Raw genomic sequence first — 23,172 nt, forward strand, 5'->3', positions numbered from 1 at the left:
CCGCCTCGCCGAGGCGGATGGCGGACGGCGGGTTGAGGTTTCGGGTTGAAGTCGCGGCCCGAGCGGGCGTGGCGGCAGCTCCCGGCAAGGCAGCTTGACCGGGCGATTCAGCTGGCAAACCGCTCGCCGAATCGGGTGGCGAAGCGACCCGCAAGCCAGTCGGACAAACCTGCGGATGCCCCTGGACAGCGGGCGGCTCGAAGAGTAAGTCTAATGCCTACCTCATACGGTATGCAATCTACAGTCTTCCGGCGACGAGCCGCTGACCTGCGGCGACAGATCCGGCGGGCCGCGGAGAGGGCACGAGCAGACCGGGACGAGCGCGCGGATCAGAGAGGTCCGGCGCGGGACAGGAGGAGTTGCGCATGTCGCCAACCACGACCGGCCGGCAAGCAGGCCAGCAGACCGGCGAGAACCCCAGCGGGCGGACCGGCCAGGACTTCAGCGGGAGCAACGGTGAGAACGCCAGCGAGAAGGCGGCGAAGCAAACCGGGGTCAACGCCAGCGCGCAGACCAGCGAGACTGCCGGAGCGAAAGCCAGCGGGACCACGGGCCAGCCCAGGGCCACCGCCGCCAACGGCGACCGCGGGGCAGCAGAAACGATCTCCGGCGGCCACCTGGTCGCGAAAGCCCTGAAAGCCGAAGGCGTCGACACCATCTTCACCCTCTGCGGCGGCCATATCATCGACATCTACGACGGCTGCGTCGACGAGGGCATCAGCGTCATCGACGTCCGGCACGAGCAGGTCGCGGCGCACGCGGCCGACGGGTACGCGCGGATCACCGGCCGTCCGGGCTGTGCGGTGGTCACGGCGGGGCCGGGGACGACCGACGCGGTCACGGGGGTCGCGAACGCGCTGCGCGCGGAGAGCCCGATGCTGCTGATCGGCGGGCAAGGTGCGTTGAGCCAGCACAAAATGGGCTCGCTGCAGGACCTCCCGCACGTGGACATGATGAGCCCGATCACCAAGTTCGCCGCGACCGTCCCGCATCCCTCGCGGGCCGCCGACCTGGTGTCGATGGCGTTCCGGGAAGCCTTCGCCGGCGCGCCCGGACCGTCCTTTTTGGAGATTCCGCGTGACGTTCTCGACGCCCGCGTGCCGGTGGGGAACGCGCGGATCCCGGAGCCCGGCCGGTATCGCGCTTCCACCCGGAACGCGGGCGATCCGGCGGATGTCGAAAAGCTCGCGGATTTGGTGGTGCACGCCAAGAAACCGGCGATTCTGCTCGGCAGCCAGGTCTGGACGACGCGCGCTGCCGAGCCTGCGACGGAACTCGTGCGCACGCTGAACATCCCGGCGTACATGAACGGCGCTGGCCGAGGAACGTTGGCGCCGGGCGATCCGCACCACTTCCAGCTTTCCCGCCGTTACGCGTTCGACAACGCCGACGTGATCGTCATTGTCGGCACGCCGTTCGACTTCCGGATGGGCTACGGCAAAAGGCTTTCCCCGGACGCGAAAGTGGTGCAGATCGACCTCGACTACCGGACGGTCGGCAAGAATCGCGACATCGATCTCGGCATTGTCGGAGACGCCGGACAGATCCTCGCCGCGGTCGCGGACGCCGCGTCGGGCCGTGTGGACAACGGGGCGGTCGGGCGCAAGCCGTGGGTGGAGGAACTGCGTGCGGTCGAGGAGAAAGCCAAGCAGAAGCGGTTGCCGCAGCAGCATTCCGACGCGAATCCGATCCACCCGTACCGGCTCGTGCACGAGATCAACGAATTCCTGACCGAGGATTCGATCTACATCGGCGACGGCGGCGACATCGTCACCTTCTCCGGTCAGGTCGTGCAGCCGAAGGCGCCGGGACACTGGATGGATCCCGGTCCGCTGGGGACGCTCGGGGTCGGCATTCCGTTCGTGATGGCGGCGAAGCACGCGCGTCCGGATCAGGAAGTCGTCGCGCTCTTCGGGGACGGGGCGTTTTCCTTGACCGGCTGGGATTTCGAGACGCTGGTGCGGTTCGATCTCCCGTTCGTCGGGATCGTCGGGAACAACTCGTCGATGAACCAGATCCGCTACGGCCAGGCGCAGAAATACGGGCCGGCCCGCGAACGCGTCGGAAACACCCTCGGCGACGTGCCCTACGACCAGTTCGCCCGGATGCTCGGCGGCTACGGCGAGGAGGTCCGCGACCCGGCGGACATCGCCCCGGCGCTGCGCCGCGCGCGGGAATCCGGCAAGCCGTCGCTGATCAACGTCTGGGTCGACCCGGACGCCTACGCCCCCGGAACCATGAACCAGACGATGTACAAGTAGTCGGGAGGAGCCGAAGATGGGAAAGGCACTGGAGGGCGTCCGCGTCCTCGACATGACCCACGTCCAATCAGGACCGTCGTCGACGCAGATCCTCGCCTGGCTCGGCGCGGACGTCGTGAAGCTCGAAACCCCCGGCCGCGGCGACATCACCCGGGGCCAGCTGCGCGATCTGCCCGGAGTGGACAGCCTGTACTTCACGATGCTGAACGCGAACAAGCGCAGCATCACGCTCAACATGAAAAGTGAGCAGGGAAAAGAAGTCTTCACCAAACTGGTTTCGTCAGCGGACGTGCTGGTGGAGAACTTCGGGCCCGGTGTGGTGGACCGTTTCGGGTTCTCCTGGGAGAAGCTGCACGAGATCAACGAGCGGCTGATCTACGCGTCCATCAAGGGGTTCGGGCCCGGCAGGTACGCGAATTTCAAGGCCTACGAGGTGATCGCGCAGGCGATGGGCGGCTCGATGAGCACGACCGGTTTCGAGCAGGGGCCGCCGACCGCGACCGGTGCGCAGATCGGCGATTCGGGGACGGGCATCCATCTCGTCGCGGCGATTCTCGCGGCGTTGTACCAGCGTACGGGCACTGGGCGCGGACAGCGCGTGCAGGTGGCGATGCAGGACGCGGTGCTCAACCTGTGCCGGGTCAAGCTGCGCGACCAGCAGCGGCTCGCGCACGGGGCGCTGGGGGAGTACCCCAACGAGCGCTTCGGCGACGAGGTGCCGCGTTCGGGCAACGCGTCCGGCGGCGGCCAGCCGGGCTGGGCGGTGCGCTGCGCGCCGGGCGGGCCCAACGACTACATCTACGTCATCGTCCAGCCGGTCGGCTGGGCTCCGCTGACCGAGCTCATCGGACGGCCGGAGCTCGCCGAGGACCCGGACTGGGCGACCCCGGAGGCTCGGCTGTCCAAACTGGACAAGGTGTTCGCGATGGTCGAGGAATGGACCGAGCAGCGCACCAAATGGGAAGTGATGGAGCTGCTGAACGCCCGCAACATCCCTTGTGGACCGATTCTGTCCACTAAGGAGCTGATCGAGGACGAGACGCTGGCCGAGCTGGGATCGGTGGTCGAGGTGCCGCATCCGGAGCGCGGCGCGTTCAAGACCGTCGGCTGCCCGTTGAAGCTGTCGGATTCGCCGGTGGACGTCGAGCGTTCTCCGTTGCTGGGCGAACACAACGACGAAGTGCTCGGCGAAATCGGCTACAGCGCGGCGGATGTCGAGCAGTTGCGCACGGCGGGCGTGATCTGAGGATGACCACGGAAACTGGCCGCGCGGCGGTCGAGGAAATCCTGGCCCGGGCAGCCGAGGAAGGCCGTTCCACGCTGACCGCGCCGGAAGGCCGTGCGGTCTGCGAGGCATACGGCATTCCGACGCCACCGGAAAGTCTCGCCACGTCCGCGGAGGAAGCGGTGGCGCAGGCGACGGAAATCGGCCTGCCGGTCGTGCTGAAGATCGTGTCGCCGGACATCCTGCACAAAACCGAGGCTGGCGGCGTGCTCGTCGGCCTTCGCAACGCACAAGAGGTCGAGGACGGTTACGCCACGATTCTGTCTAACGCCAAGGCTTACGACGCATCGGCGCGCGTCACCGGCGTCCAGGTGCAGCAGATGCTGACCAGCGGACAGGAGGTGATCATCGGCGCGGTCACCGATCCGAGCTTCGGCAAGATCGTCGCGTTCGGACTCGGCGGAGTTCTGGTCGAAGTGCTGAAGGACGTCACTTTCCGGCTGGCGCCCGCAAGCACCGGCGAAGCTCTGTCCATGGTGGACGGGATCGCCGCCGCTGAGGTCCTCAATGGAGTGCGCGGCGGCGAGGCGGTGGACAAGACGGCGCTGGCTGATGTCGTGCACCGGCTGTCGCGACTGGTCACCGACTTTCCGCAGTTGGCCGAGGTCGACCTGAACCCGGTGCTCGCCACCGGCGACGGGGCGACCGCGGTCGACGTGCGGATTCTCGTCGATCCGGCGGCGGCCGCGGAACCGGTGCGATTCAGCCAGGACGAAATCCTGACCGCGATGAACCGGATCATGAAACCGGCCGCGGTCGCGGTGATCGGCGCGTCCGCCGAGGACGGCAAGATCGGCAATTCGGTGATGAAAAACCTCGTCAACGGCGGCTACGCGGGCGAGATCTATCCGATCAATCCGAAGGCCGCGGAGATCCTCGACCGCAAGGCGTATTCGAGCATCGCGGACGTGCCCGGCGACGTGGACGTCGCGGTCTTCGCGATTCCGGCCAAGTTCGTGCCGGCGGCGCTCGAAGAGGCCGGCGCGAAGGGCGTGGCCGGGGCGATCCTGATCCCGTCGGGCTTCGGCGAGACGGGAAACATCGCACTGCAGAACGAAGTCCTGGCCATCGCGCGCGACCACGGCGTGCGGATTCTCGGACCGAACATCTACGGCTACTACTACACGCCGGAGAACCTGTCCGCGACGTTCTGCACTCCGTATGACGTCAAAGGCGGCGTCGCGCTGTCCTCGCAGAGCGGCGGGATCGGGATGGCGATCCTGGGCTTCAGCCGGTCAGCCGGGATGGGCGTGTCGGCGATCGTCGGCGTCGGAAACAAGGCGGATATCGACGAGGACGACCTTCTGACGTTTTTCGAGCACGACGACAACACCGAACTCGTCGCCATGCATCTGGAAGATCTCAAGGACGGTCGCGCGTTCGCCGAGACCGCGAAACGGGTGTCGGCGAAGAAACCGGTGGTAGTGCTGAAAGCCGGACGCACGTCGGAAGGGGCGAGAGCAGCCGGGTCGCATACCGGTGCGCTGGCGGGAAATGACCGGGTCTACGACGACATCCTGCGCCAGAGCGGCGTCATTCGCGCGCCCGGCCTCAACGACCTGCTCGAATACGCGCGAGGCGTGCCGAAACTGCCCACGCCGAAGGGCGAAAACGTCGTGATCATCACCGGCGCGGGCGGTTCCGGGGTGCTGCTGTCGGACGCCTGTGTGGACAACGGGCTCACGCTGATGAGTATCCCGGACGACCTCGACGCCGCGTTCCGCGAATACATCCCGCCGTTCGGCGCGGCCGGCAACCCGGTGGACATCACCGGCGGCGAACCGCCCTCGACCTATCGGAACACCATCGCGCTCGGCCTGTCCGACGATCGTATTCACTCGTTGGTTCTCGGCTACTGGCACACGATCGTCACGCCGCCGATGGTGTTCGCGGAGCTGGTCGTGGACGTCGTCGAGGAGTTCCGGCGAAAGGGGATCCACAAGCCGGTGGTGGCTTCGCTGTCCGGGGATGTCGAGGTCGAGCAGGCCAGCGAGCACCTGTACGCACACGGCGTCGTCGCTTATCCGTACACGACCGAAAAGCCGGTCGCGGTGCTCGGCGCGAAATACCGCTGGGCGCGATCGGCGGGTCTGCTGCCTTGATCAAGTCCGGAGGGAGGCGTACGTTGCCCGACACCTAACCGCTGGTCAGCGGAGTGCGGCGAGGAAGGGACGCCGGGACGCGGGTCGCGTCCCGGCTCGGGGGAAGAACGGAGACAGCCCGGCACGGGAACCGAAGTCAACGGTGACGAAAGAGAATTCTCATGACCGCAGCCCAACCGACATACCAGGAGATCGTCGACGAAAACGGGCGGACTTACCGGATCGGGGAGAGCCCCCGGGACCTGATGGGACGGTCCCGCGGCTGGATGGTCTGGCTGCCGTGGGTGGCCATGATGGCGGTGAGCGTGTTCGAATACGGCTGGGGAGCCGTCGAGGGAACGCTCGAAGAGAAATACGGCTGGTCGTTGTCGGACGCGTTCTGGCTGGCCAGCATCTGGGCCGTGTTCCAGGCCGGGGTCGCGTTCCCGGCCGGGCGGCTGCGGGAGAAGAACATCGTGTCGGCGAAGACGGCGATGCTGGCCGGGGCGGTGTGTTCCGGAATCGGCTACTTCTCCATCGCGCACAGCGGAAATCTGGTGGTGGCGTTCATCGGGTATTCGGTGCTGGGCGGAATCGGCGCCGGACTGGTGTACGCGACGTGCATCAACATGGTCGGGAAATGGTATCCGGAGAAACGCGGCGCCCGCACCGGGTTCGTGAACGGCGGGTTCGCGTACGGTTCGGTGCCGTTCATTTACCTGTTCAGCGCTTTTCTCGGACATGAGAACGTGACGATCACGCTCGACGCGATCGGCCTGTACATGCTCGTGGTGGTCGGGCTGTGCGGTTTCCTGTTCAAGGACCCGCCGAAGAACTGGTGGCCGGCCGAGGTCGACCCGATCGCCTGGCTGAAGGGCAGCGCGGCGGGCAAGGCGAAGAGCCTGGCCAAGAACCCGCCCGCGGTGCGCCAGTTCTCGCCGATGGAGGCGATCCGCACCGGCATGCTGCCGCTGATGTGGGTCACCCTCGTGGTGATCGGCGGGGTTTCGCTGTTCGGGATCAATTTCCAGGTCGATTTCGCCAAGGAAAGCCAGTTCGGCGCCTTTGTGGCGGCTTCGTCAGCGGGAGTCCTGGCCATTGTGAACGGGGTCGGCCGGGGAATCGTCGGCTGGGCATCGGACCGGATCGGCCGCAAGGCGACGTTGTTCTGGGTGCTGGTGATCGCGGCGTTCGCGCAATTCGGCGTGCTGTGGTCGGGCAAGACGCACAGTTTGTTCTGGTTCATGGTGTTCGCGGTGCTGACCGGGTTCGGCAGCGGCGCGTTCTATCCGCTGTTCGCCGCGCTGGTGCCGGATTACTTCGGCGAGAACCACAACGCGACCAACTACGGCATCGTCTACAGCGCGAAACTGGTCGGCGGGGTCGGAGGCGGCGGATTGGCGGCCGGGGTGATCGCCGCGTGGGGTTACACCGGTGCGTATGTGCTGGCCGGGTGCATCGCGTTGCTGTCCGCGGTGATGACGCTGTTCCTGCACCAGCCCGGGCGTTCCGGGCGCGGCGCGACGGAAAAGGCGGGCAAGCAGATCGCCCGCACCGCTCCGGCGGCCGGCAGCTGAGCACCCCGCGGGTCCGGGAGCGACGGGACGGCTGGCATCCGCCCCGTCGCTCCCGGACCGCCGTGCTTCACTCCGACGCGCCCGGCCGTTCGTGGAACGCCCGGCGCGTGCGTTCGGTGTGCTGCGCCATGATTTTCTCCGCCTTGTCGACGTTGTGCGCCGCGATCGCCTCGATGAGCGCGGCGTGCTCCTGCCACGCGTCGCGCCCGCGAGGTCGCGCGATCGGCGTGTAGTACCAGCGCACGCGGCGGTCGACCAGGCCGATCAGCTCGGACAGGACCGCGTTGCCGGTCAGTTCGGTGATGTACGAATGCAGGTCGGCGTTCGCCGCGACGAGCCGTTCGCTGTCGTCGGCGGCGAGGGCTTTCATGCCGACGTCCTGCAGTTCCCACAGGCGCTTGATGTCCTCGTCGGTCGCGCAGGCCGCGGCCAGCCGGGCGGAATGGGTCTCCAGGACCGCCCGGACGCCGAGCAGTTGGTCGGCCTCCTCGTCGGTGGGCAGGTGCACGAACGCGCCCTGCGCCGGCCGGAGGTCGACCCAGCCTTCGCTCTGCAGCCGTTGCAGCGCCTCGCGGACCGGCTGGCGGCTGACGCCCAGGTATTCGGCCAGATCAGCCTCGACCAGGTGCTGGCCGGGTTCGAGCGTGCGGTTGATGATCAGCTCGGCGAGCGCGTCGTACACGACCTGCCGCAACGGCGCGGGCCGCTCCACCCGGTTGCCGCTCTTGCCGGCGAGCGACCCCTTGGCCGTCCGGCGGCCGGTGGGCCCGCGTTCGGGCAGGGGGGAAACGGACTCGGTCACGGTGCACCTCGGGTGGTGGGATCTGCGGCGGGATTCGAGGAACTCAGTTTTCAGGATACAGGTTTTGGTATGCAAAATCCCGGGATTCCGGATCGGGTGTGCGATGTTCCGCCGGACGTGGCTCGACGGGACGGTGGGCTGGCCGCTGGGCGGGGGCCAGCGAGGCGGGTCCTGGTGCGGGGCGGGCCTGGTGGGGAAGTGCTGCGGCGCGTGACGGACGGCGAGCCTGGTGCTGGCCAGTGCCGTTCGTGCTTGGCGGCGGAGCGAATCCCCGCGGTGGTGGACGTTCGTGTTCGGCGGTCGGTGAAACCTGCGCTGCTCGCCGCTCCGCGAGTCTCGGGGCGGGACTGATGGAGCCGGCCGGTGCCGCTCGTGTCAGGCGGATCGATCCCGCGCTGCCCGGCCGAGCGGAAGCCGCCGGTGCGCAAGACGCCCGCAGCCCCCGTCAGCTTCTTAGGTTAACCTAACTCCATGGGGATCATCCGAGCAGTGCCGGACCTGGAACGCGTCGTGGGCGAACGGCCGCTGCCGGTCATGATGAAGTCGATCGACCACCTCGACCCGCATTGCCGCGTGCTGCTCGCGCACAGCCCCGCCGCCGCGCTCGGCTATGTAGACGCAGAGGGTCGTCAGCGGGCCGGGATGGTCGGCGGAGCGTCCGGGTTCGCGAAGGCGGAGACCGAGACGCGGCTCAAATTCCCGGTTCCGGCGGACGCCGCACCAGGAACAGGCGCCGCGCTGCTCGTGCTCGTCCCCGGATGGCGCGAGACCTTGCGCATCAACGGAACCCTCGACGAAGACGGTCTCCTCGTCGAGGAAGCGTTCCTCCACTGCGGCAAAGCGGTGATCCGCTCGAACCTGTGGGGTCCCGGCCGCGCTTCGGCGGACGGAGTCGAGGAAGGCGAGCTCCTTGGACCCGCAGCGGCTGCTTTCCTTGCTGCCGCACCGTTCGCGGTGATCACGTCACGGGACAGCGCTGGGCGCGCGGACGCCAGTCCGAAGGGCGATCCTCCCGGAGCGGCCCGCATGATCGGACCGACGACGGTCGTCCTCGCCGATCGGCCGGGCAACCGGCGCACCGATACGTTCCACAACATCGTCGAACGCCCCGACGTGGCGGTAGTGGCGCTAGTCCCTGGGGACACCCGCACGCTGGAGATCACCGGGAAAGCGGTCATCAGCACGGAACCCGGGCTGCGGGAGTCCATGACCGAGCGCAATCGCACCCCGAAAGCGGTGCTGAAGGTGGAAGTGGAGACCGTCCGGCTCGGACAGTGCGCCGCGGTGCGCGAGGCCGGGTTGTGGGACGCCGCCCGGCATGTCGATCCGGCCGATCTGCCGCGCTCGTCAACGATCTGGACCGACCATCTCAGACTGAACGAGACCGCGGGCGAGGCCGCGAAGCTGGTGCGCGCGGGGGTGGACGAGCAGCAGCTGCGAGCCGGTCTCGAGCAGGATTACCGGCAGAATCTGTGACGGGCCAAGGCTGCCGAGGGTGGTCGCCGGGCCGGGGAAGAGCACTCAAATGACCGATGTCCGCCCCGTCGATCTCCCGTAGCGTGAGGCGGGCCCAGTCGTCGACGTTGCGAGGTCCGGATGGCTCAAGAACGCATGACAACCGACACCGACGCGGCCGCCAGCGGCCTGCTGCTGAGCGTGGAACCGCTGACCGCCGCGGTGGACCGCGGCAAGGCCAACGGAGCCGTGGCCGACAACGACGGCAACGACTAGCCGTTGTCCCGCTCCATGACGGAGATTCCCGGACTGGCCGGCCTCGTGGCACCGCTCGAGGCCGGCCAGTTCTTCGCAGAGGTCCTGGGCAGGGCGCCGCGGCGGTTCCCGGGGGAGAAGGGGCGGTTCGCGTCGCTGCTCCCGTGGCCGGAGCTGGACCGGGTGCTGCGCCAGCACCGGCTGGAGTTCCCCCGGCTGCGGCTCGCGCTCGACGGCGACGTCGTCCCCGCCCACACCTACACCGAAATGGTCTCGACCCGGCGCAACGGCCAGGTCCCGCGCGTCCTGTCGGCCCCGTTCGCCGAACACCTGCGCGCGGGCGCGACGCTCGTGCTCGACTCGGTCAACGAACTGGTCGACGAGGTCGGCGAGCTGGCGGGTCGGCTCGAACACGACTTGCGCGAGCGGATCCAGGTCAACCTGTACGCGGGCTGGGGCACCACGCACGGCTTCGACGTGCACTGGGACGACCACGACGCCTTCATCATCCAGCTCTCCGGGCGGAAGCGGTGGCGGCTGCACGGGGTCACCCGGCCTTCGCCGCTGCAGCGGGACGTCGAGCTGCCGGAACGTCCGGAGGGCGAGCCGCACGACGACTTCCTTCTGGAGGACGGCGACGTCCTCTACCTGCCGCGCGGACAGTGGCACGACGTGTCCGCCGTCGGCGAGGAGTCGCTGCATCTGACCATCGGGTTCAACGCCGCCACCGGCGTGGACCTGGTGGCGTGGCTGGCCGATCAACTGCGGTCCGACGAGCTGTTCCGCGCGGACCTGCCCCGGTTCGCCGGTCCGGACGCCCGGGCCGAGCGGGCTGAAGCACTGCGTCTCCGGCTGGCGGAGCTGACCGCGGGCGATGTCGTCGACCGGTTCCTCGCCGACCGCGACGCCCAGGCCCCGGCGCAAACCCGCGTCGGCCTGCCGTGGGCGGCGACGGCGGAACTGCTGCCGCCAGACGACGACTTCGAGGTCCGGCTGCTCGTTCCGCGCGCCGCGCTGGCGGACGGAGATGGCACGGTGGCCCTGGTCGGGGCGGGGAAGCGGCTGGTTTTCGCCGAAGCCGCGCGGCCGGTGCTCGCGGCGTTGCTCGGGTGTGGGCCGCAGCCGTTCAAGGTGCTCGTCGACGCTGCGCCGGGCGTGCCTCCGGCGACAGTGCGGGCGTTGCTGGGCGAGTTGGTCGTTCAGGGGCTGGTGGCTCGGGCTTGAGCTGGGGCCAAGCGCGGGCGCTCTTGGCCCGTTGCCTCGCAGCTCAAGGCTGAACCAACTCCCGCGTCGCTCGTGGGCGAGCATTGCCCGATCGTGTGATGTCGCGCGCCGCAGGCGGTCGCCTCGGAAGGGCGCAGCGAACGGTCAGCTATACTTAGGCATGCCTAAGCCCGACGTGCGGCACTCGGGTCCGGGAATCTGCTTCCCGGGCCGGAATGCCGCGCCCGGATGCGCCGCGTTGACCCGCGAGCTCGGCGGCGAGCCCGCCGGGACCGCCGCGCGCATGACGTCCTGGCTGCTGGTCGAGCAGCCGGGATCGTGGGGTCCGGACGCGCTGGAAGACGTCCTGGCCACCATGTTTCCCGCCGAGCGCCTCGAAGCCGCGCGCGCCGCCGGCCTGCGGCCGCTGCTGATCCGCAAGCCGGGGCGGCACGCGCGGGAGCCAGGCGCTCCGCGCGCGGTCTACGTCGCCAGCGGGCAGCCCGGAAACCGCTGGACGGAACGGCTCGACGTCGCCGACCTGGACGAACTTGCCCACCTCGACCTCGAAGCGGTCGCCGCCGGACGGCGCGGGCACGGCGAGCCGGTGTCCGGTCCGCTCTTTCTCGTCTGCACCCACGGCAGCAAGGACATGTGCTGCGCGGTGTTCGGCCGTCCGCTGGTGACGAGCCTGGCGCAGAACCATCCCGGGCGGGTGTGGGAGGTCAGCCACGTCGGCGGGGACCGCTGGGCAGGCAACCTCCTGACCGTGCCCGACGGCTACCTCCACGGCAGTCTCGCGGTGCCCGAAGCCGAACTGGTGGCGAAGGAAGCGCTTGGCGGCAACGTCCGGTTCGAGAACCTGCGCGGCCGCACCTCCGCGGAGAGTGCGTGGTCGCAGTTCGCCGAGATCGAGATCCGCGGCCGTACTGGCCTGCGCGGTCTCGACGCGGTGCTGGCCGTGGCGGAGGAAGCCCGAGGCGAGGACCGGAGTGTGCTGGTCGACGCGGGCGGACGGCGGTACGAGGTGGTGGTGCGCCGCCGGGCGTCGACAGCCGCCGGGCACAGCCGGTGCACCGCGCGGCTGGTGTTGTCCGGGTTCGCGGCGGAGTCGGTGCGCGAGGTCTGACCTCGCTGGCTCGCACGTTCAGCTCAGCAATTTCCGTTGGGCCGCAAGCAGATTGACCGCCCCCCCCGACGACTTTGGGCACGGCCGTTCCGCGAACCTGGAACCGGCTGGCGGAACGGCCTGACCGCACCATCCCGCCGGACTGACTGCGGGAGTCCCTTCGTTGCAGCACCGGACAGCTGTTTGTCACCACGGCGTCCCTACGCCACCCTGGCGCATCCCCGCATCCCCGCATCCCCGCATCACCGCATCACCGCATCACCGCATCACCACGACATCCCCGCGTCCCCGCGGCCGTTCCTGTGTTCCCGCGGCCGTCCCTGCGTCATCGCCGCTTCCGATAACCAAAGCCTGGCCCGGCAGTCATTAGACGGGATACTGTATGCAATCTAATGTCGGCGGGATCCGGACCGGGAGGCAACCATGCGGGTGGCGGTTCTGGGCGCGGGAGCGATCGGGGCGTACGTCGGCGCGGCCCTCCATTGCGGCGGCACCGAAGTCCACCTCGTCGCGCGCGGGGCGCACCTCGCGGCGATGGCGGCGGACGGCGTGCGGGTCCGGAGCCCCCGCGGCGACTTCACGGCGCGTCCGCACGTCACGTCGGACCCGCGCGACATCGGGCCGGTCGACTACGTTTTCCTTGGCCTCAAAGCACATTCCTACCCGGACTGCGGCGACCTCCTGGAGCCCCTCCTCCAAGAGAACACCGCGCTCGTCGCGGCGCAGAACGGCATTCCGTGGTGGTACTTCCACGGGTTGACCGGTCATCCGCTGGCGGGCCGTCGCGTCGAGGCGGTCGATCCCGGCGGGGCGACCAGCCGGGTGCTCGCTGTCGAGCGGGCGATCGGCTGTGTCGTCTACTGCTCGACCGTCATCGAGGAGCCGGGTGTCGTCCGGCACCTTGAGGGCACGCGGTTTTCCCTCGGCGAACCGTCCGGCGAAATGTCGGTCCGCTGCCGGAATCTCGCCGACGCGATGGTGGCGGGCGGGCTCAAGGCCCCGGTCGAACCGAGGCTGCGCGACGACATCTGGGTCAAGCTGATGGGCAACGTCGCGTTCAATCCGCTGTCCGCGCTCACCCGGGCGACCATGGCGCAGATGTGCGAGCACGACGAAACCCGCGCGCTCGTCGCCGCGATGATGGCCGAAACGCTCGCGATCGCCCGTGCCGCGGGAGCGGATCCGCGGGTCTCGGTGGAGAAGCGGATCGACGGCGCGTGGCGCGTCGGGCACCACAAGACGTCCATGCTGCAGGACCTGGAAGCGGGAAAACCGCTGGAGATCGCCGCGATCATCGGCGCGGTCGTGGAACTCGCAGACCTCACCGGCGTCGAGGCTCCCGCCTTGCGGCACGTCTACGCGGCGATCGGGCTGCTCAATCGCACCAGCACGGCGATTCCGGTCGACTGAAAAGAAAACCCCTGCAACTGTCTACTGTGGAGCAAAAAGTGACCACTGTGGACAGTCAAGCGTGAATACCCCGATGCGGCACGCGCGCGACCAGTGCCGGGCAAGGCGTCCCCTCCCTGCCGCGTCCGAGCCGAACGACGCCGCTGTGGATCTTGCCGCCCCCGCGCGCCGGGGAAACCTGCCTGCCGACCGTTGACCGAAGCCTCCGCGTCCAGCTATTCTCGAACTACGGAAGAAAACTTCCACAAAGCGAAATTAGCTGATCGAGATGTGAGGAGCCGAGGTACTCATGACCGGTCCCGCCGGGGAGCGGCACTCGCTGCCCTACACCGCCAACCTGTCGATCCTGTTCACCGAACTCCCGCTGCTCGAGCGCGCGCAGGCCGCTCGGGCAGCGGGCTTCACCAAGGTGGAGTACTGGTGGCCGTTTGACAGCGCCGACCCGTCCGGGACCGACGTCGACCGGTTCGCGCGGTCGATCGAGGAGGCGGGCGTCCAGCTGACCGGGCTGAACTTCTACGCGGGCGACATGGCCGCGGGCGAGCGCGGGCTCGTGTCGTGGGTCGGCCGCGAAGCGGAGTTCGCGACGAGCCTGACGGTCGCGTTCGGCCTCGCCGAACGGCTCGGCTGCCGCAGCTTCAACGCGCTGTACGGCAACCGGATCGACGGGGTCGCACCGTCCGAACAGGACGATCTGGCCCGCACGCACCTCGCGACCGCGGCGAAAGCGGCCGAGGGCATCGGCGCGCAGCTGGTGCTCGAACCGCTGTCCGGCACCCCGGCGTACCCGCTGAAGACCGCGGCCGACGCGGTCGCGGTGCTCGACGAGCTGGGCCTGGACAACGTCCGGCTGCTCGCGGACCTCTACCACCTGGCGGTCAACGGCGACGACCTCGACACCGTGATCGCCCGCTACACCCCGCGCACCGGGCACGTGCAGATCGCCGACGCGCCGGGCCGGCACCAGCCGGGCACGGGGGAGCTGGATCTCGAAGGACATCTGGAGAAGCTGCAGGCGGCGGGCTACGCCGGACCGGTGGGCATCGAGTACAAACCGGACGGTTCCACTGTGGACTCGCTGGCCTGGCTGCCGTACGAGCGAAGGGGAAACTGATGAGCAGGATCGGGTTCATCGGACTGGGCGTGATGGGCACGCCGATGGCCGCGCACCTGGCCGCCGCCGGACACGAGGTGAGCGGGTTCGACCTCAACGCCGACGCGCTGGCCAAACTGGAAGCCGCGGGCGGCCGCGCGGCCAACGACGTCGCCGACGCGGTGTCCGGGGCCGAGGTCGTGGTCACCATGCTGCCGAACCACCCGCAGGTCGAGCAGGTCGTGCTCGCCCCCGGCGGCGTGCTCGACACGATCGCGCCGGGCACGCTGCTGGCCGACATGAGCACCATCCGGCCGGAGACGTCGATCGAGGTCGCGAAAGCCGGTGCGGCCAAGGGGATCCGCGTGCTCGACGCGCCGGTGTCCGGCGGCCAGGCCGGAGCCGAACAGGCCGCACTGTCCATTATGGTCGGTGGTGACGAGGCCGATTTCGTCGCCGCGAAGCCGGTGTTCGACGCGCTCGGCAAGACCGTGGTGCACGTCGGCCCGCATGGCGCCGGGCAGGTCGTGAAGGCGGCCAACCAGCTGGTGGTGGGCGGGATCTACGGGCTGGTCGCGGAGGCGATCGTGCTGCTGGAAGCGTCCGGAGTGGACGCTGGCACCGGGCTCGACGTGCTGGCCGGCGGTCTCGCCGGCAGCCGGATCCTGGAGCTGAAACGGAAGTCGATGGTCGCGCGGCAGTTCGAGCCGGGCTTCCGGATCGACCTGCACCACAAGGACATGGGCATCGCGCTCGCCGCGGCGCGGCAGTCCGACGTGGCGCTCCCGCTGACCGGCCTGGTTGCGCAGCTGGTCGCGGCCGGGCGGGCGATGGGCTACGGCTCGCTGGACCACTCCGCGCTGCTGAAGGTCGTCGAAGAACTGTCCGGCCGCTCGTCCGAGGAGGTTTGACCATGGCCCGAGTCCCCGCTATGCAGGCAGTCGTCGACGTGCTGGTCGACGAAGGGATCGACGTCGCCTTCGGCTGCCCCGGCGCGGCGATCCTGCCGCTGTACGACGCGATGCAGGGCCGCGGCATCGACCATCTCGTGGTCCGCCACGAAGAAGGCGCGACGCACATGGCCGACGGCTGGGCGCGCACGACCGGCAACGTCGGCGTCGCGATCGGCACGTCCGGTCCGGCGGGCACCAACATGATCACCGGCCTCTACACCGCGCACGCGGACTCCGTCCCGATCCTGTGCATCACCGGGCAGGCCGCGACGACGAAGCTGCACCAGGAAGCGTTCCAGGCGGTCGACATCGTCGAGATCGCGCGGCCGGTCACGAAGTGGGCGGTCCAGGTGAAGGAAGCCGCGCAGCTGCCGTGGATCTTCCGCGAGGCGTTCCGGATCGCCAGGTCCGGACGTCCCGGCCCGGTGCTCATCGACCTGCCGATCGACGTGCAGAAGCAGATGATCGAGTGGGATTCGTCGATCGATTCGGCGCTGCCGGTCAGCACGGTCAAACCGTCGCCGGCGCGCGTCGAGCGGGCGCTGGACATGCTGCTCGCCGCCGAACGCCCGCTGATCCTGGCGGGTGGCGGCGTCGTGCTCGGCGAGGCGAGCGACCCGCTGCGGCGGCTCGCGGAACGGCTCGGCGTCCCGGTCGGCGTCACGCTGATGGGCAAGGGCAGTTTCCCCGAGGACCACGAGCTGTTCGCCGGCATGGCGGGCATCCAGACGTCGCAGCGCTGGGCGAATGCCGCGTTCCTGGAATCCGACCTGGTCCTGGCGCTGGGCGCGCGGTTCGGCGACCGGCACACCGGCGAGCTGTCGGTGTACCGCGGCGACCGGAAGTTCATCCACGTCGACATCGAGCCCACGCAGCTGGGCAAGGTGTTCGGACCGGACCTCGGCGTCGTGTCGCACACGCGGGAGTTCCTGGAAGCGCTGCTGGCTGCGCTCGACGCGCGCACCGCTCCGGCGCGGGACCGCGCGTGGGTCAAGCGGCTCGGGGACCTCAAGGCCGAGTTGCCGCGCAAAGAGGACTTCGACTGCACGCCGATCAAGGCGCCGCGGGTGTTCAAGGAGCTCAACGAGTTCTACGGACCGGAGACCTACTTCGTCACCGCGATCGGGCTGTACCAGATCTGGTCCGGCCAGTTCCAGCGCGCGCACCTGCCTCGGCACTACCAGGTGTGCGGCCAGGCCGGCCCGCTCGGCTGGGAGATCCCGGCCGCGATCGGCGTCAAAAAGGCCCGGCCGGACGCGGAGGTCGTCGGCGTGGTCGGCGACTACTCGTTCCAGTTCCTGGTGGAGGAGCTGGCGGTCGCCGCGCAGTACGACGTCGGGTTCGTGCTCGTCATGCTCAACAACGAGTACCTGGGCCTGATCCGCCAGTCCGAGCTGCCGTACGAGATGAACTACCAGGTCGACATCCACTACGACAGCCACGGCACGGACAACGTGAAGATCATGGAGGCCTACGGCTGCTCCGGCACGCGCGTCGAGGACCCGGGGGAGATCCGGTCGTCGCTCGAATGGGCGCGCAAGGAAGCCGAACGCACCCGGCGGCCGGTGCTGGTCGAGATCATGATCGAACGCGAGGGCAACGCCGCGATGGGCGCCGCACTGGACGCGGTGCGCGAGTTCGAAGCGGCCGACTGACGGGAACCGGGCCGGGGCAGTGCGTGCTCCGGCCCGGTTTCCGGCGTCATCGCGCGGGAATCAGGTCTGCCAGGGCGGCGAGCGCCTCGGCGTCGCGGGTGCCCGGGGTCGCGTGGAAGACCACTAGTTGCAGGATCGCCGGGCCGGGGATGTCGAGTTTGTCGCTGTGCAGGTCGAGGTCTCCGACTGCTGGGTGGCGTAAGCGGACTAGGTGGCCGGTCCGCGGTTTGACGTCGTGCTGGGCCCAGAGATCGCGGAACTCTTCGCTGCTGGCGGTGAGGCCGGCGATGAGTTCGGCGGCGGCCGGGTCGGCGATATTCGGGCCGAGAGCGGCGCGCAAGCCCGCGACGCCGTCGGCGGCCATCTGCTCCCAGTCGCGGCGGAGGTCTCGCTCGGCCGGGTCGAGGAAGACCGCGCGGAGCAGGTTCCGGCCGACCGCGTAGTTCGGGGAAACCGCTGCGGCGACCGGGTTCGCGGCGAGGACGTTGGTGAGGCGGTCCTGGACGTACGCCGGATTCGTCGGCCAGGTCGAGATCAATTCGACGATGCTCGCGGGCGCGCGCGGCTCGGCTTGTCCTGGTTGTGTGGGGGCGGCGAGCTGATGCAGGTGCTGGCGGGAGGGTTCGTCCAGGCCGAGTGCTCGCGCCAGCGCGTCGAGCACCTGGGCTGACGGGTTCTGGTCGCGTCCCTGTTCCAGCCGGATGTAGTAGTCGCTGCTGATTCCCGCCAAGAGCGCGAGTTCCTCGCGACGCAGCCCTCGTACGCGACGCCGTCCGCTGTCGGGCAGTCCGACGTCGGCAGGGGAGATCCGCTCGCGTCGGGCGCGGAGGAAGTCGCCGAGGAGGTTGTCCACTTCGCCAGTGTATTTGATTCAGCGAGTACTGTACTGTTTCGGCTGTGCTGACCTCTGAGACTCGCGAACTGGCGCTCGCCCGGCTCGGCCGGGCATTGGCGGATCCGACGCGCTGCCGGATTCTCGTGGCGCTGCTGGACGGGGTCGTGTACCCGGCGCAGCTGGCTTCGCAGCTGGAGTTGAGCCGGTCCAACGTTTCGAATCATCTGGCGTGCCTTCGCGGGTGCGGCCTGGTGATCGCGACGTACGAGGGTCGGCAGGTCCGGTACGCGATCGCCGATCCGCATCTCGCGCACGCGTTGGCGGAACTGACGCAGGTGGTTTTGGCTGTCGCGCCGACAGACGCGTGCGACGAGGAATCGCGGGTCGTTCGATGAGCGAGAACTGTCCGGACTGCCGCGCGGACGCGCCGGGCGGCGAGACCTTGTCGCTGGCTGACTCGAGCGCTTGCGGGGCTTCGAGCCAGGCGCGTCCCGTGGCGGATGCCGAGAGGCGCGCGGTCCTGCATCGGCGAGTGCGGTGGCTGGTGGCCGGGACGATCACGTACAACGTGGTCGAGGCGATCGTCGCGGTGTCGGCCGGGACGATCGCGGCCTCGTCGGCGCTGGTCGCGTTCGGGCTCGACTCGGTGGCCGAGGTGCTGTCCGCAGTCGCGGTGGCGTGGCAGTTCGCCAGCGCGGATCCGGAACGCCGGGAACGGGTCGCGCTGCGGGTGATCGCGGTGTCGTTCTTCCTGCTGGCGGCTTACGTCACGGCCGATTCGGTGCGGTCGCTCTTCGGCGGCGGCGAGGCCTCGCATTCGACCGCGGGGATCGTGCTCGCGGCGGTGTCCTTGGTGGTGATGCCGGTGCTTTCGGGAGCGCAACGCCGGGCTGGGCGGGAGCTCGGCTCCGCGAGCGCGGTCGCCGATTCGAAGCAAACGCTCCTCTGCACTTACCTTTCCGGCGTGCTGCTGGTCGGGTTGCTGGTGAATGCGCTGTTCGGCTGGTACTGGGCGGATCCCGTCGCGGCATTGGCGATCGCGGCGGTCGCGGTCCGCGAAGGGCTCGAGGCCTGGCGGGGCGAGCACTGCTGCTGATCGCGAGTCAAGCGACGCTGGACGGCGCGCAAGGTCATGGCGAAGGCGATGAATACGCCGATCAGCGTCAGTGCGGCAGCTAGGTCGCTCACCTGCGGGCCTTTCTCGGGTGGTCGTTCGGACTGGTTGAGCATGACCTGGCGCCGGGCTGGATTTCGGCGGTGCTCACGCTTCCTTGACTGCGCTCCAGCCGATGTTGACGCCGCCCATGCCCCTGGCCTATACGGACACGTGTCCGGTAGCCTTCCGGACACGTGTCCATTTATGTGTCAGGGGTGGGAATGTCAGTGCTGGCTGGGAAAGTCGTCGCCATCACCGGGGCGAGCAGCGGAATCGGCGAGGCGACCGGTCGGCTGCTCGCCGCCCGGGGCGCGGCGGTGGTCCTGGGCGCGCGTCGCGAGGATCGGCTCGACGCGCTGGTGAAGGAAATCCGTGCCGGAGGCGGTCGCGCGATCGCATGTGTCACCGACGTGACCCGGCGCGCGGACCTGGACCGGCTCGTGCGGCGGGCGGTCGAGGAGTTCGGCCAGCTTGACGTGCTGGTGAGCAATGCCGGGATCGCCAAGCTGGGACCGGTGGCGGACGTCGACGTCGAGGGCTGGTCGGCGATGATCGACGTGAACGTGCGCGGGGTGCTGCACGGGATCGCGGCCGCACTGCCGGTTTTCCGGCGGCAGGGCCGGGGACATCTGGTGACGACGGTGTCGACGGCCGGGTTGAAGATCGTCCCCTCGCAGGCGGTTTACGCGGGGACGAAGAACGCGGTGCGGACGATTCTGGAGGCGCTTCGGCAGGAGTCCACGGACGGAGTTCTCCGGACGACGTCGGTGTCCCCGGGGTTCGTCCGGACGGAGCTGGCGGACTCGATCGACGACCCGGGGGAGCGGGAGCGGATTCGGCGGCGGGTCGAGGAGTTCGCGCTGGACCCGGCCGCGGTGGCGCGGGCGATCGGGTTCGCGATCGAGCAGCCGGACGACGTGGAGATCGGGGACATCACGATCCGGCCCGCGGTGCAGAACTAGCGGGCTTGGCGCAGTCTTCGGTGCCCGGTGCCCGGTGCCCGGTGCCCGGTGCCCGGTGCCCGGTGCCCGGTGCCCGGTGCCCGGTGCCCGGTGCCCGGTGCCCGGTGCCCGGCACGCTCCGCGTGCAAGAGTGCCCGGTGCTGCCGATCAACCGCGGCAAAGCGGCCGGTGGCCGCGGCCATGACGTTCAACGGCGGCTGTGGCGGTCAGAAACGCGGCGGGGCCCGGCGGACTCGGCAGGCCCGGCGGACCTGGCAGGCCGGGAGGAAGCTAGGTGCTGCTCCCGGCCTGCCGGGTGCCGGAACCTCGATGGGGCGGCCTGGTTCGAGCCGAGGTGGCGGGCGGGGTCAGAGGCAGGGCGGCTGGTAGCCGTCGATGAGGAGTTCGCGGAAGTCGAGGCTGTTGGGGGTCTTGCCGACGAAGACCAGGCCGCGGGCTTCGGTCAGCGCGGAGGCGAACGAGTACTGCGGCTGGCCCAGTTCGGGAAGCCAGGTCCACGCGTCGGGGTCGAAGGGGAAGAACTTGCGGACCAGCTGGCCGCCGGTCGAGGGGATGCGGGTGAGCCATTTGTCGCCGCCGCTCCAGTGGGACGCGGGGCGCAACTGGACGTAGAAGTCGTCGTCGGCGCTGTAGGTCAGCCAGAATCCGGTGGAATGGCTGAGGTCGGCCTGTGCGTCGAACTGGTTGCCCAGCCACACCACGGCGACGTGCCATTCGTTGTTCTGGAAGACGATTTTCGCCGCGTAGCCGTCGCCTTCGGGGACGAGAAGGCTTCCGGTGGGCGGGACGGTCGTGCCCTCGCCGCTGGCCAGCCATTTCTGCAGCCGGTTGATCGACGGGGTGCTGCATTCGTCTTGCACGCTGACGCCGGGATGTCCGGCGGGAGCGGCCTGTGCGGCTGGCGCGGAAAGCGGAGCCAGCAGCAGTACGGAAATCGCGGCGAGGACTGGGATTCCGGCCTTGGTCCGGCGAGGTGCGGGCATGAATCGGAAGCTACCAGCGGGATTTCCGGCCGGTCAGGGCCGATAGTCGGCTTTCGGACAATGGTATGGACCTTTGCGTAAAGGACCAGACCACTCGCGGAGAGTGCGGCTGGTCGACGCCGGGATGGCGCGCGGCGGCGGTCAGGCTTGCTGAGGCCGCGGCTTCTGCCAGGCACGACCCGTCCTGGTGAACTGGCCGGTCCGGGTCCCTTGCTCCGCGGCGCGGCCGGGGATGAACACTTCCGGCGGCTCCGGCGAATATCCGATGTGACTAGGGCTGAGCGGTACGCCGCGGCGGGCGCGGTGGACGGCGACGATCGACCGGACTTGTGCGGGCACGACCTTCAGCCGGTCTTCCAGCGCCTGTTCGACCGGCATGCCCGGGACGTGCGCCGGTATCTGGCCAGCCGCGCCGGGCCGGTGGTGGCCGACGACCTGGTCAGCGACACGTTCCTGATCGCGTTGCAGCGCCGGGCCAGCTATGACCCGGCACGGGCCACCGCCCGCGCCTGGTTGTTCGGCATCGCCACCAACCTGCTGCGCCAGCATGCCAGGGCTGAAATCCGGTACCTGCGGCTGACCGCCCACCAGCACGGCCCACCGGTCGCCCACGGGCATGCCGATCGGGTGGCCGACCAGGTCGACGCCCAGGCCCGGGTCCGGGACCTGGCCGCCGCGCTGGCCGAGCTCGCGCCGGGGGATCGGGACGTGTTGCTGCTGACCAGCTGGGGAGAGCTGGACGCCACCGAAATCGCCGCCGTGCTCGACATTCCCGCAGGCACTGTCCGTTCCCGGCTGCACCGGGTCAGACGGCTGCTCCGAGCCCGAGCCGCGCCCAAGACCCCGCACAGTCTGGAAGGAGAGCGCATCGATGACTGAGAACAACGTCCGTCGCTTGTGGACGAACGACGAGCTGGACGAGGCACTGAACTCGCTGCGCGCCGAGGCGCTCACCGGCGATCGGCCGCTGGCCGCGGCCAACAACGCGCTGGTGAACGCAGTGCGGTCGATCGAAGGAAAGAGCACTCCGGCGCCGGAAACGACCCCGCCGATCGAGGTCAAGGGCAAGCTGGCGTCCCGCACCGGACGGCGCTGGCGGATCGGTGCGGCCGCCGCGGCAGCGGTGATCGCTGTCGGCGCCACTGTGGCGATTGCCGGAGCCGACCGTGGCGGCCCCTCGCCCCAGGCACCGCTGGCCGCGCCGGGGGTGAAGTTCTTGTCGGTGAAGCAGGCGCTGAACACTGCCGCCGACAAGATCCACGTCATCGGCGAGTCTCCCATCCCCGCGGGCAAGTTCCGTTACGTCGAGACGCGCACCTGGCTCCTGTGGAACGACAGCAGGATCCCGGTCGCCTTTGCCGGCGAGCAGCTGACCCAGACCTGGCAGCCCAGCGACTTCGACGGGCAATGGCTGCTCAAGACCGCGCCGACCGGGAGCCGGAAATGGCTCGTCGGCGACGAGCACACGCTCAAGGCGGGCACCGAGAAGATCAACGGAGGTTATGAAGCCGACCTCAGCGAGTACTGGCCGAGCGGCGAATGGCGCGCCGAGAGCGGAAAGTTCCCTGGCAAGGCCATGGCCATCGCCGGCCGGTACGACGACGAGTGGGGTGCCCCCACCGAACAGCGGCTGAACGAGTTGCCGCGCGACCCGCGGAAGCTGTACGACCTGATGGCGGCCGACCTTTCGGTGGTGAACAAACCCAAGCTCGGCGGGGTGCTGGATCTCGCCGCACAGCTGCTCAAGACCGGTACCGTGCCCGCCGACCTCAAGGAGTCGCTCTACCGCGCGGTGGCGAAAATCCCCGGCCTCAAAGTGACCGAGCAGGTGGCCAACCTCGACGGCCGCACGGGCGTCGCGCTGGGCGTGGACCCCGTCGACGGCACCTTCCGCATGGAAATCATCGTCGACCCCGCTACCGGCGAATTCATCGGGGAACGCCGGACCCAGCTCAAGCCGGACGACAACGACATCGCGACAGCGGGCATCAAACCCGGCACCGTGACCTTCTCCAGTTCGGTCCAGACCGCGGTCGTCGACGAACTGGGAGCCGTCCCGCGCGGACGCTGACCCGCC

General features: G+C 69.2%; 19 protein-coding genes. 16 read left to right on the forward strand and 3 right to left on the reverse strand.

What is annotated here, in order from left to right; translation table 11 throughout:
* Window positions 1–365: 365 nt before the first annotated feature.
* The 4 genes from ACFORO_RS24395 to ACFORO_RS24410 all read left to right on the forward strand — a co-directional run bounded on the left by ACFORO_RS24395 (window position 366) and on the right by ACFORO_RS24410 (window position 7,204).
* Entirely contained in the window at window positions 366–2,261 is a 1,896-nt protein-coding gene (locus tag ACFORO_RS24395; protein WP_377875374.1) for a thiamine pyrophosphate-binding protein, read from the forward strand.
* A gap of 16 nt (window positions 2,262–2,277) precedes the next feature.
* On the forward strand, window positions 2,278–3,507 hold the full coding sequence (frc, locus tag ACFORO_RS24400) for a formyl-CoA transferase (RefSeq protein ID WP_377875376.1): 1,230 nt from the start codon (window positions 2,278–2,280) through the stop codon (window positions 3,505–3,507).
* Window positions 3,508–3,509: 2 nt separating this feature from the next.
* Window positions 3,510–5,648, forward strand: a complete 2,139-nt coding sequence (locus ACFORO_RS24405; RefSeq protein WP_377875378.1) for an acetate--CoA ligase family protein — start codon at window positions 3,510–3,512, stop codon at window positions 5,646–5,648.
* Window positions 5,649–5,809: 161 nt separating this feature from the next.
* A complete protein-coding gene (locus ACFORO_RS24410; RefSeq protein WP_354734775.1) occupies window positions 5,810–7,204 on the forward strand; it encodes an OFA family MFS transporter in 1,395 nt (464 codons plus the stop codon).
* A gap of 67 nt (window positions 7,205–7,271) precedes the next feature.
* On the opposite strand, the gene ACFORO_RS24415 is transcribed toward ACFORO_RS24410, so the two are convergent.
* A complete protein-coding gene (locus ACFORO_RS24415; protein WP_354734774.1) occupies window positions 7,272–8,006 on the reverse strand; it encodes a GntR family transcriptional regulator in 735 nt (244 codons plus the stop codon).
* 471 nt (window positions 8,007–8,477) lie between these two features.
* Here ACFORO_RS24415 and ACFORO_RS24420 point away from each other — a divergent pair, with 471 nt between their 5' ends.
* The 7 genes from ACFORO_RS24420 (at window position 8,478) to gcl (ending at window position 17,159) form a co-directional block, all read left to right on the forward strand.
* A complete protein-coding gene (locus tag ACFORO_RS24420) occupies window positions 8,478–9,482 on the forward strand; it encodes a pyridoxamine 5'-phosphate oxidase family protein (RefSeq protein WP_377875382.1) in 1,005 nt (334 codons plus the stop codon).
* Between the two features lie 270 nt (window positions 9,483–9,752).
* Window positions 9,753–10,940, forward strand: coding sequence for a cupin domain-containing protein (locus tag ACFORO_RS24425; protein ID WP_377875385.1), 1,188 nt, complete (start codon window positions 9,753–9,755; stop codon window positions 10,938–10,940).
* Between the two features lie 160 nt (window positions 10,941–11,100).
* On the forward strand, window positions 11,101–12,048 hold the full coding sequence (locus ACFORO_RS24430) for a sucrase ferredoxin (RefSeq protein ID WP_377875388.1): 948 nt from the start codon (window positions 11,101–11,103) through the stop codon (window positions 12,046–12,048).
* Window positions 12,049–12,471: 423 nt separating this feature from the next.
* Window positions 12,472–13,458 carry a 2-dehydropantoate 2-reductase gene (locus ACFORO_RS24435; protein WP_377875390.1) on the forward strand — a complete coding sequence of 329 codons (987 nt, stop codon included), beginning with the start codon at window positions 12,472–12,474 and terminating at the stop codon, window positions 13,456–13,458.
* A 289-nt stretch (window positions 13,459–13,747) separates the two neighbouring features.
* Window positions 13,748–14,572 (forward strand): hydroxypyruvate isomerase family protein, encoded by an 825-nt coding sequence (locus ACFORO_RS24440; protein WP_377875393.1) that lies wholly within the window; start codon window positions 13,748–13,750, stop codon window positions 14,570–14,572.
* On the forward strand, window positions 14,572–15,462 hold the full coding sequence (locus tag ACFORO_RS24445) for a 2-hydroxy-3-oxopropionate reductase (protein WP_377875395.1): 891 nt from the start codon (window positions 14,572–14,574) through the stop codon (window positions 15,460–15,462). The genes ACFORO_RS24440 and ACFORO_RS24445 overlap by 1 nt, the downstream gene beginning before the upstream one ends.
* Window positions 15,463–15,464: 2 nt before the next feature.
* Complete coding sequence (gene gcl / locus ACFORO_RS24450) at window positions 15,465–17,159, forward strand: glyoxylate carboligase (RefSeq protein ID WP_377875397.1); 1,695 nt, start codon at window positions 15,465–15,467, stop codon at window positions 17,157–17,159.
* Between the two features lie 46 nt (window positions 17,160–17,205).
* On the opposite strand, the gene ACFORO_RS24455 is transcribed toward gcl, so the two are convergent.
* On the reverse strand, window positions 17,206–18,012 hold the full coding sequence (locus ACFORO_RS24455) for a helix-turn-helix transcriptional regulator (RefSeq protein ID WP_377875399.1): 807 nt from the start codon (window positions 18,010–18,012) through the stop codon (window positions 17,206–17,208).
* A 44-nt stretch (window positions 18,013–18,056) separates the two neighbouring features.
* On the opposite strand from ACFORO_RS24455, the gene cmtR reads away from it, so the two are divergent.
* From cmtR to ACFORO_RS24470, 3 genes are all read left to right on the forward strand, one after another.
* On the forward strand, window positions 18,057–18,389 hold the full coding sequence (cmtR, locus tag ACFORO_RS24460; RefSeq protein ID WP_377875401.1) for a Cd(II)/Pb(II)-sensing metalloregulatory transcriptional regulator CmtR: 333 nt from the start codon (window positions 18,057–18,059) through the stop codon (window positions 18,387–18,389).
* On the forward strand, window positions 18,386–19,090 hold the full coding sequence (locus tag ACFORO_RS24465) for a cation transporter (RefSeq protein ID WP_377875403.1): 705 nt from the start codon (window positions 18,386–18,388) through the stop codon (window positions 19,088–19,090). Before cmtR ends, ACFORO_RS24465 begins: the two co-directional genes overlap by 4 nt.
* A gap of 281 nt (window positions 19,091–19,371) precedes the next feature.
* A complete protein-coding gene (locus ACFORO_RS24470; protein WP_377875405.1) occupies window positions 19,372–20,112 on the forward strand; it encodes an SDR family oxidoreductase in 741 nt (246 codons plus the stop codon).
* A gap of 347 nt (window positions 20,113–20,459) precedes the next feature.
* On the opposite strand, the gene ACFORO_RS24475 is transcribed toward ACFORO_RS24470, so the two are convergent.
* Window positions 20,460–21,095, reverse strand: coding sequence for a hypothetical protein (locus tag ACFORO_RS24475; protein WP_370936905.1), 636 nt, complete (start codon window positions 21,093–21,095; stop codon window positions 20,460–20,462).
* 267 nt (window positions 21,096–21,362) lie between these two features.
* On the opposite strand from ACFORO_RS24475, the gene ACFORO_RS24480 reads away from it, so the two are divergent.
* Both ACFORO_RS24480 and ACFORO_RS24485 read left to right on the forward strand, forming a co-directional pair.
* Window positions 21,363–21,974: an RNA polymerase sigma factor gene (locus ACFORO_RS24480; RefSeq protein WP_377875408.1), complete on the forward strand. Its 612-nt coding sequence runs from the start codon at window positions 21,363–21,365 to the stop codon at window positions 21,972–21,974.
* The gene (locus ACFORO_RS24485; RefSeq protein ID WP_377896633.1) at window positions 21,967–23,166 is read left to right on the forward strand and encodes a CU044_5270 family protein; all 1,200 of its coding nucleotides are present in this window, start codon (window positions 21,967–21,969) and stop codon (window positions 23,164–23,166) included. Before ACFORO_RS24480 ends, ACFORO_RS24485 begins: the two co-directional genes overlap by 8 nt.
* The last annotated feature ends 6 nt before the right edge of the window (window positions 23,167–23,172 follow it).

The sequence above is a fragment of the Amycolatopsis halotolerans genome (assembly GCF_042647905.1).
GTDB lineage: Bacteria > Actinomycetota > Actinomycetes > Mycobacteriales > Pseudonocardiaceae > Amycolatopsis > Amycolatopsis halotolerans.

What these genes read in the sequence shown, in the direction of transcription:
- ACFORO_RS24425 (WP_377875385.1), top strand. Translation starts at nt 9,753, where the DNA reads ATGACGGAGATTCCCGGACTGGCCGGCCTCGTGGCACCGCTCGAGGCC.
- gcl (WP_377875397.1), top strand. Translation starts at nt 15,465, where the DNA reads ATGGCCCGAGTCCCCGCTATGCAGGCAGTCGTCGACGTGCTGGTCGAC.
- ACFORO_RS24470 (WP_377875405.1), top strand. Translation starts at nt 19,372, where the DNA reads ATGTCAGTGCTGGCTGGGAAAGTCGTCGCCATCACCGGGGCGAGCAGC.
- ACFORO_RS24475 (WP_370936905.1), bottom strand. Translation starts at nt 21,095, where the DNA reads ATGCCCGCACCTCGCCGGACCAAGGCCGGAATCCCAGTCCTCGCCGCG.
- ACFORO_RS24405 (WP_377875378.1), top strand. Translation starts at nt 3,510, where the DNA reads ATGACCACGGAAACTGGCCGCGCGGCGGTCGAGGAAATCCTGGCCCGG.
- ACFORO_RS24430 (WP_377875388.1), top strand. Translation starts at nt 11,101, where the DNA reads ATGCCTAAGCCCGACGTGCGGCACTCGGGTCCGGGAATCTGCTTCCCG.
- ACFORO_RS24465 (WP_377875403.1), top strand. Translation starts at nt 18,386, where the DNA reads ATGAGCGAGAACTGTCCGGACTGCCGCGCGGACGCGCCGGGCGGCGAG.
- ACFORO_RS24420 (WP_377875382.1), top strand. Translation starts at nt 8,478, where the DNA reads ATGGGGATCATCCGAGCAGTGCCGGACCTGGAACGCGTCGTGGGCGAA.
- frc (WP_377875376.1), top strand. Translation starts at nt 2,278, where the DNA reads ATGGGAAAGGCACTGGAGGGCGTCCGCGTCCTCGACATGACCCACGTC.
- ACFORO_RS24440 (WP_377875393.1), top strand. Translation starts at nt 13,748, where the DNA reads ATGACCGGTCCCGCCGGGGAGCGGCACTCGCTGCCCTACACCGCCAAC.
- ACFORO_RS24395 (WP_377875374.1), top strand. Translation starts at nt 366, where the DNA reads ATGTCGCCAACCACGACCGGCCGGCAAGCAGGCCAGCAGACCGGCGAG.
- ACFORO_RS24485 (WP_377896633.1), top strand. Translation starts at nt 21,967, where the DNA reads ATGACTGAGAACAACGTCCGTCGCTTGTGGACGAACGACGAGCTGGAC.
- ACFORO_RS24435 (WP_377875390.1), top strand. Translation starts at nt 12,472, where the DNA reads ATGCGGGTGGCGGTTCTGGGCGCGGGAGCGATCGGGGCGTACGTCGGC.
- ACFORO_RS24410 (WP_354734775.1), top strand. Translation starts at nt 5,810, where the DNA reads ATGACCGCAGCCCAACCGACATACCAGGAGATCGTCGACGAAAACGGG.
- ACFORO_RS24445 (WP_377875395.1), top strand. Translation starts at nt 14,572, where the DNA reads ATGAGCAGGATCGGGTTCATCGGACTGGGCGTGATGGGCACGCCGATG.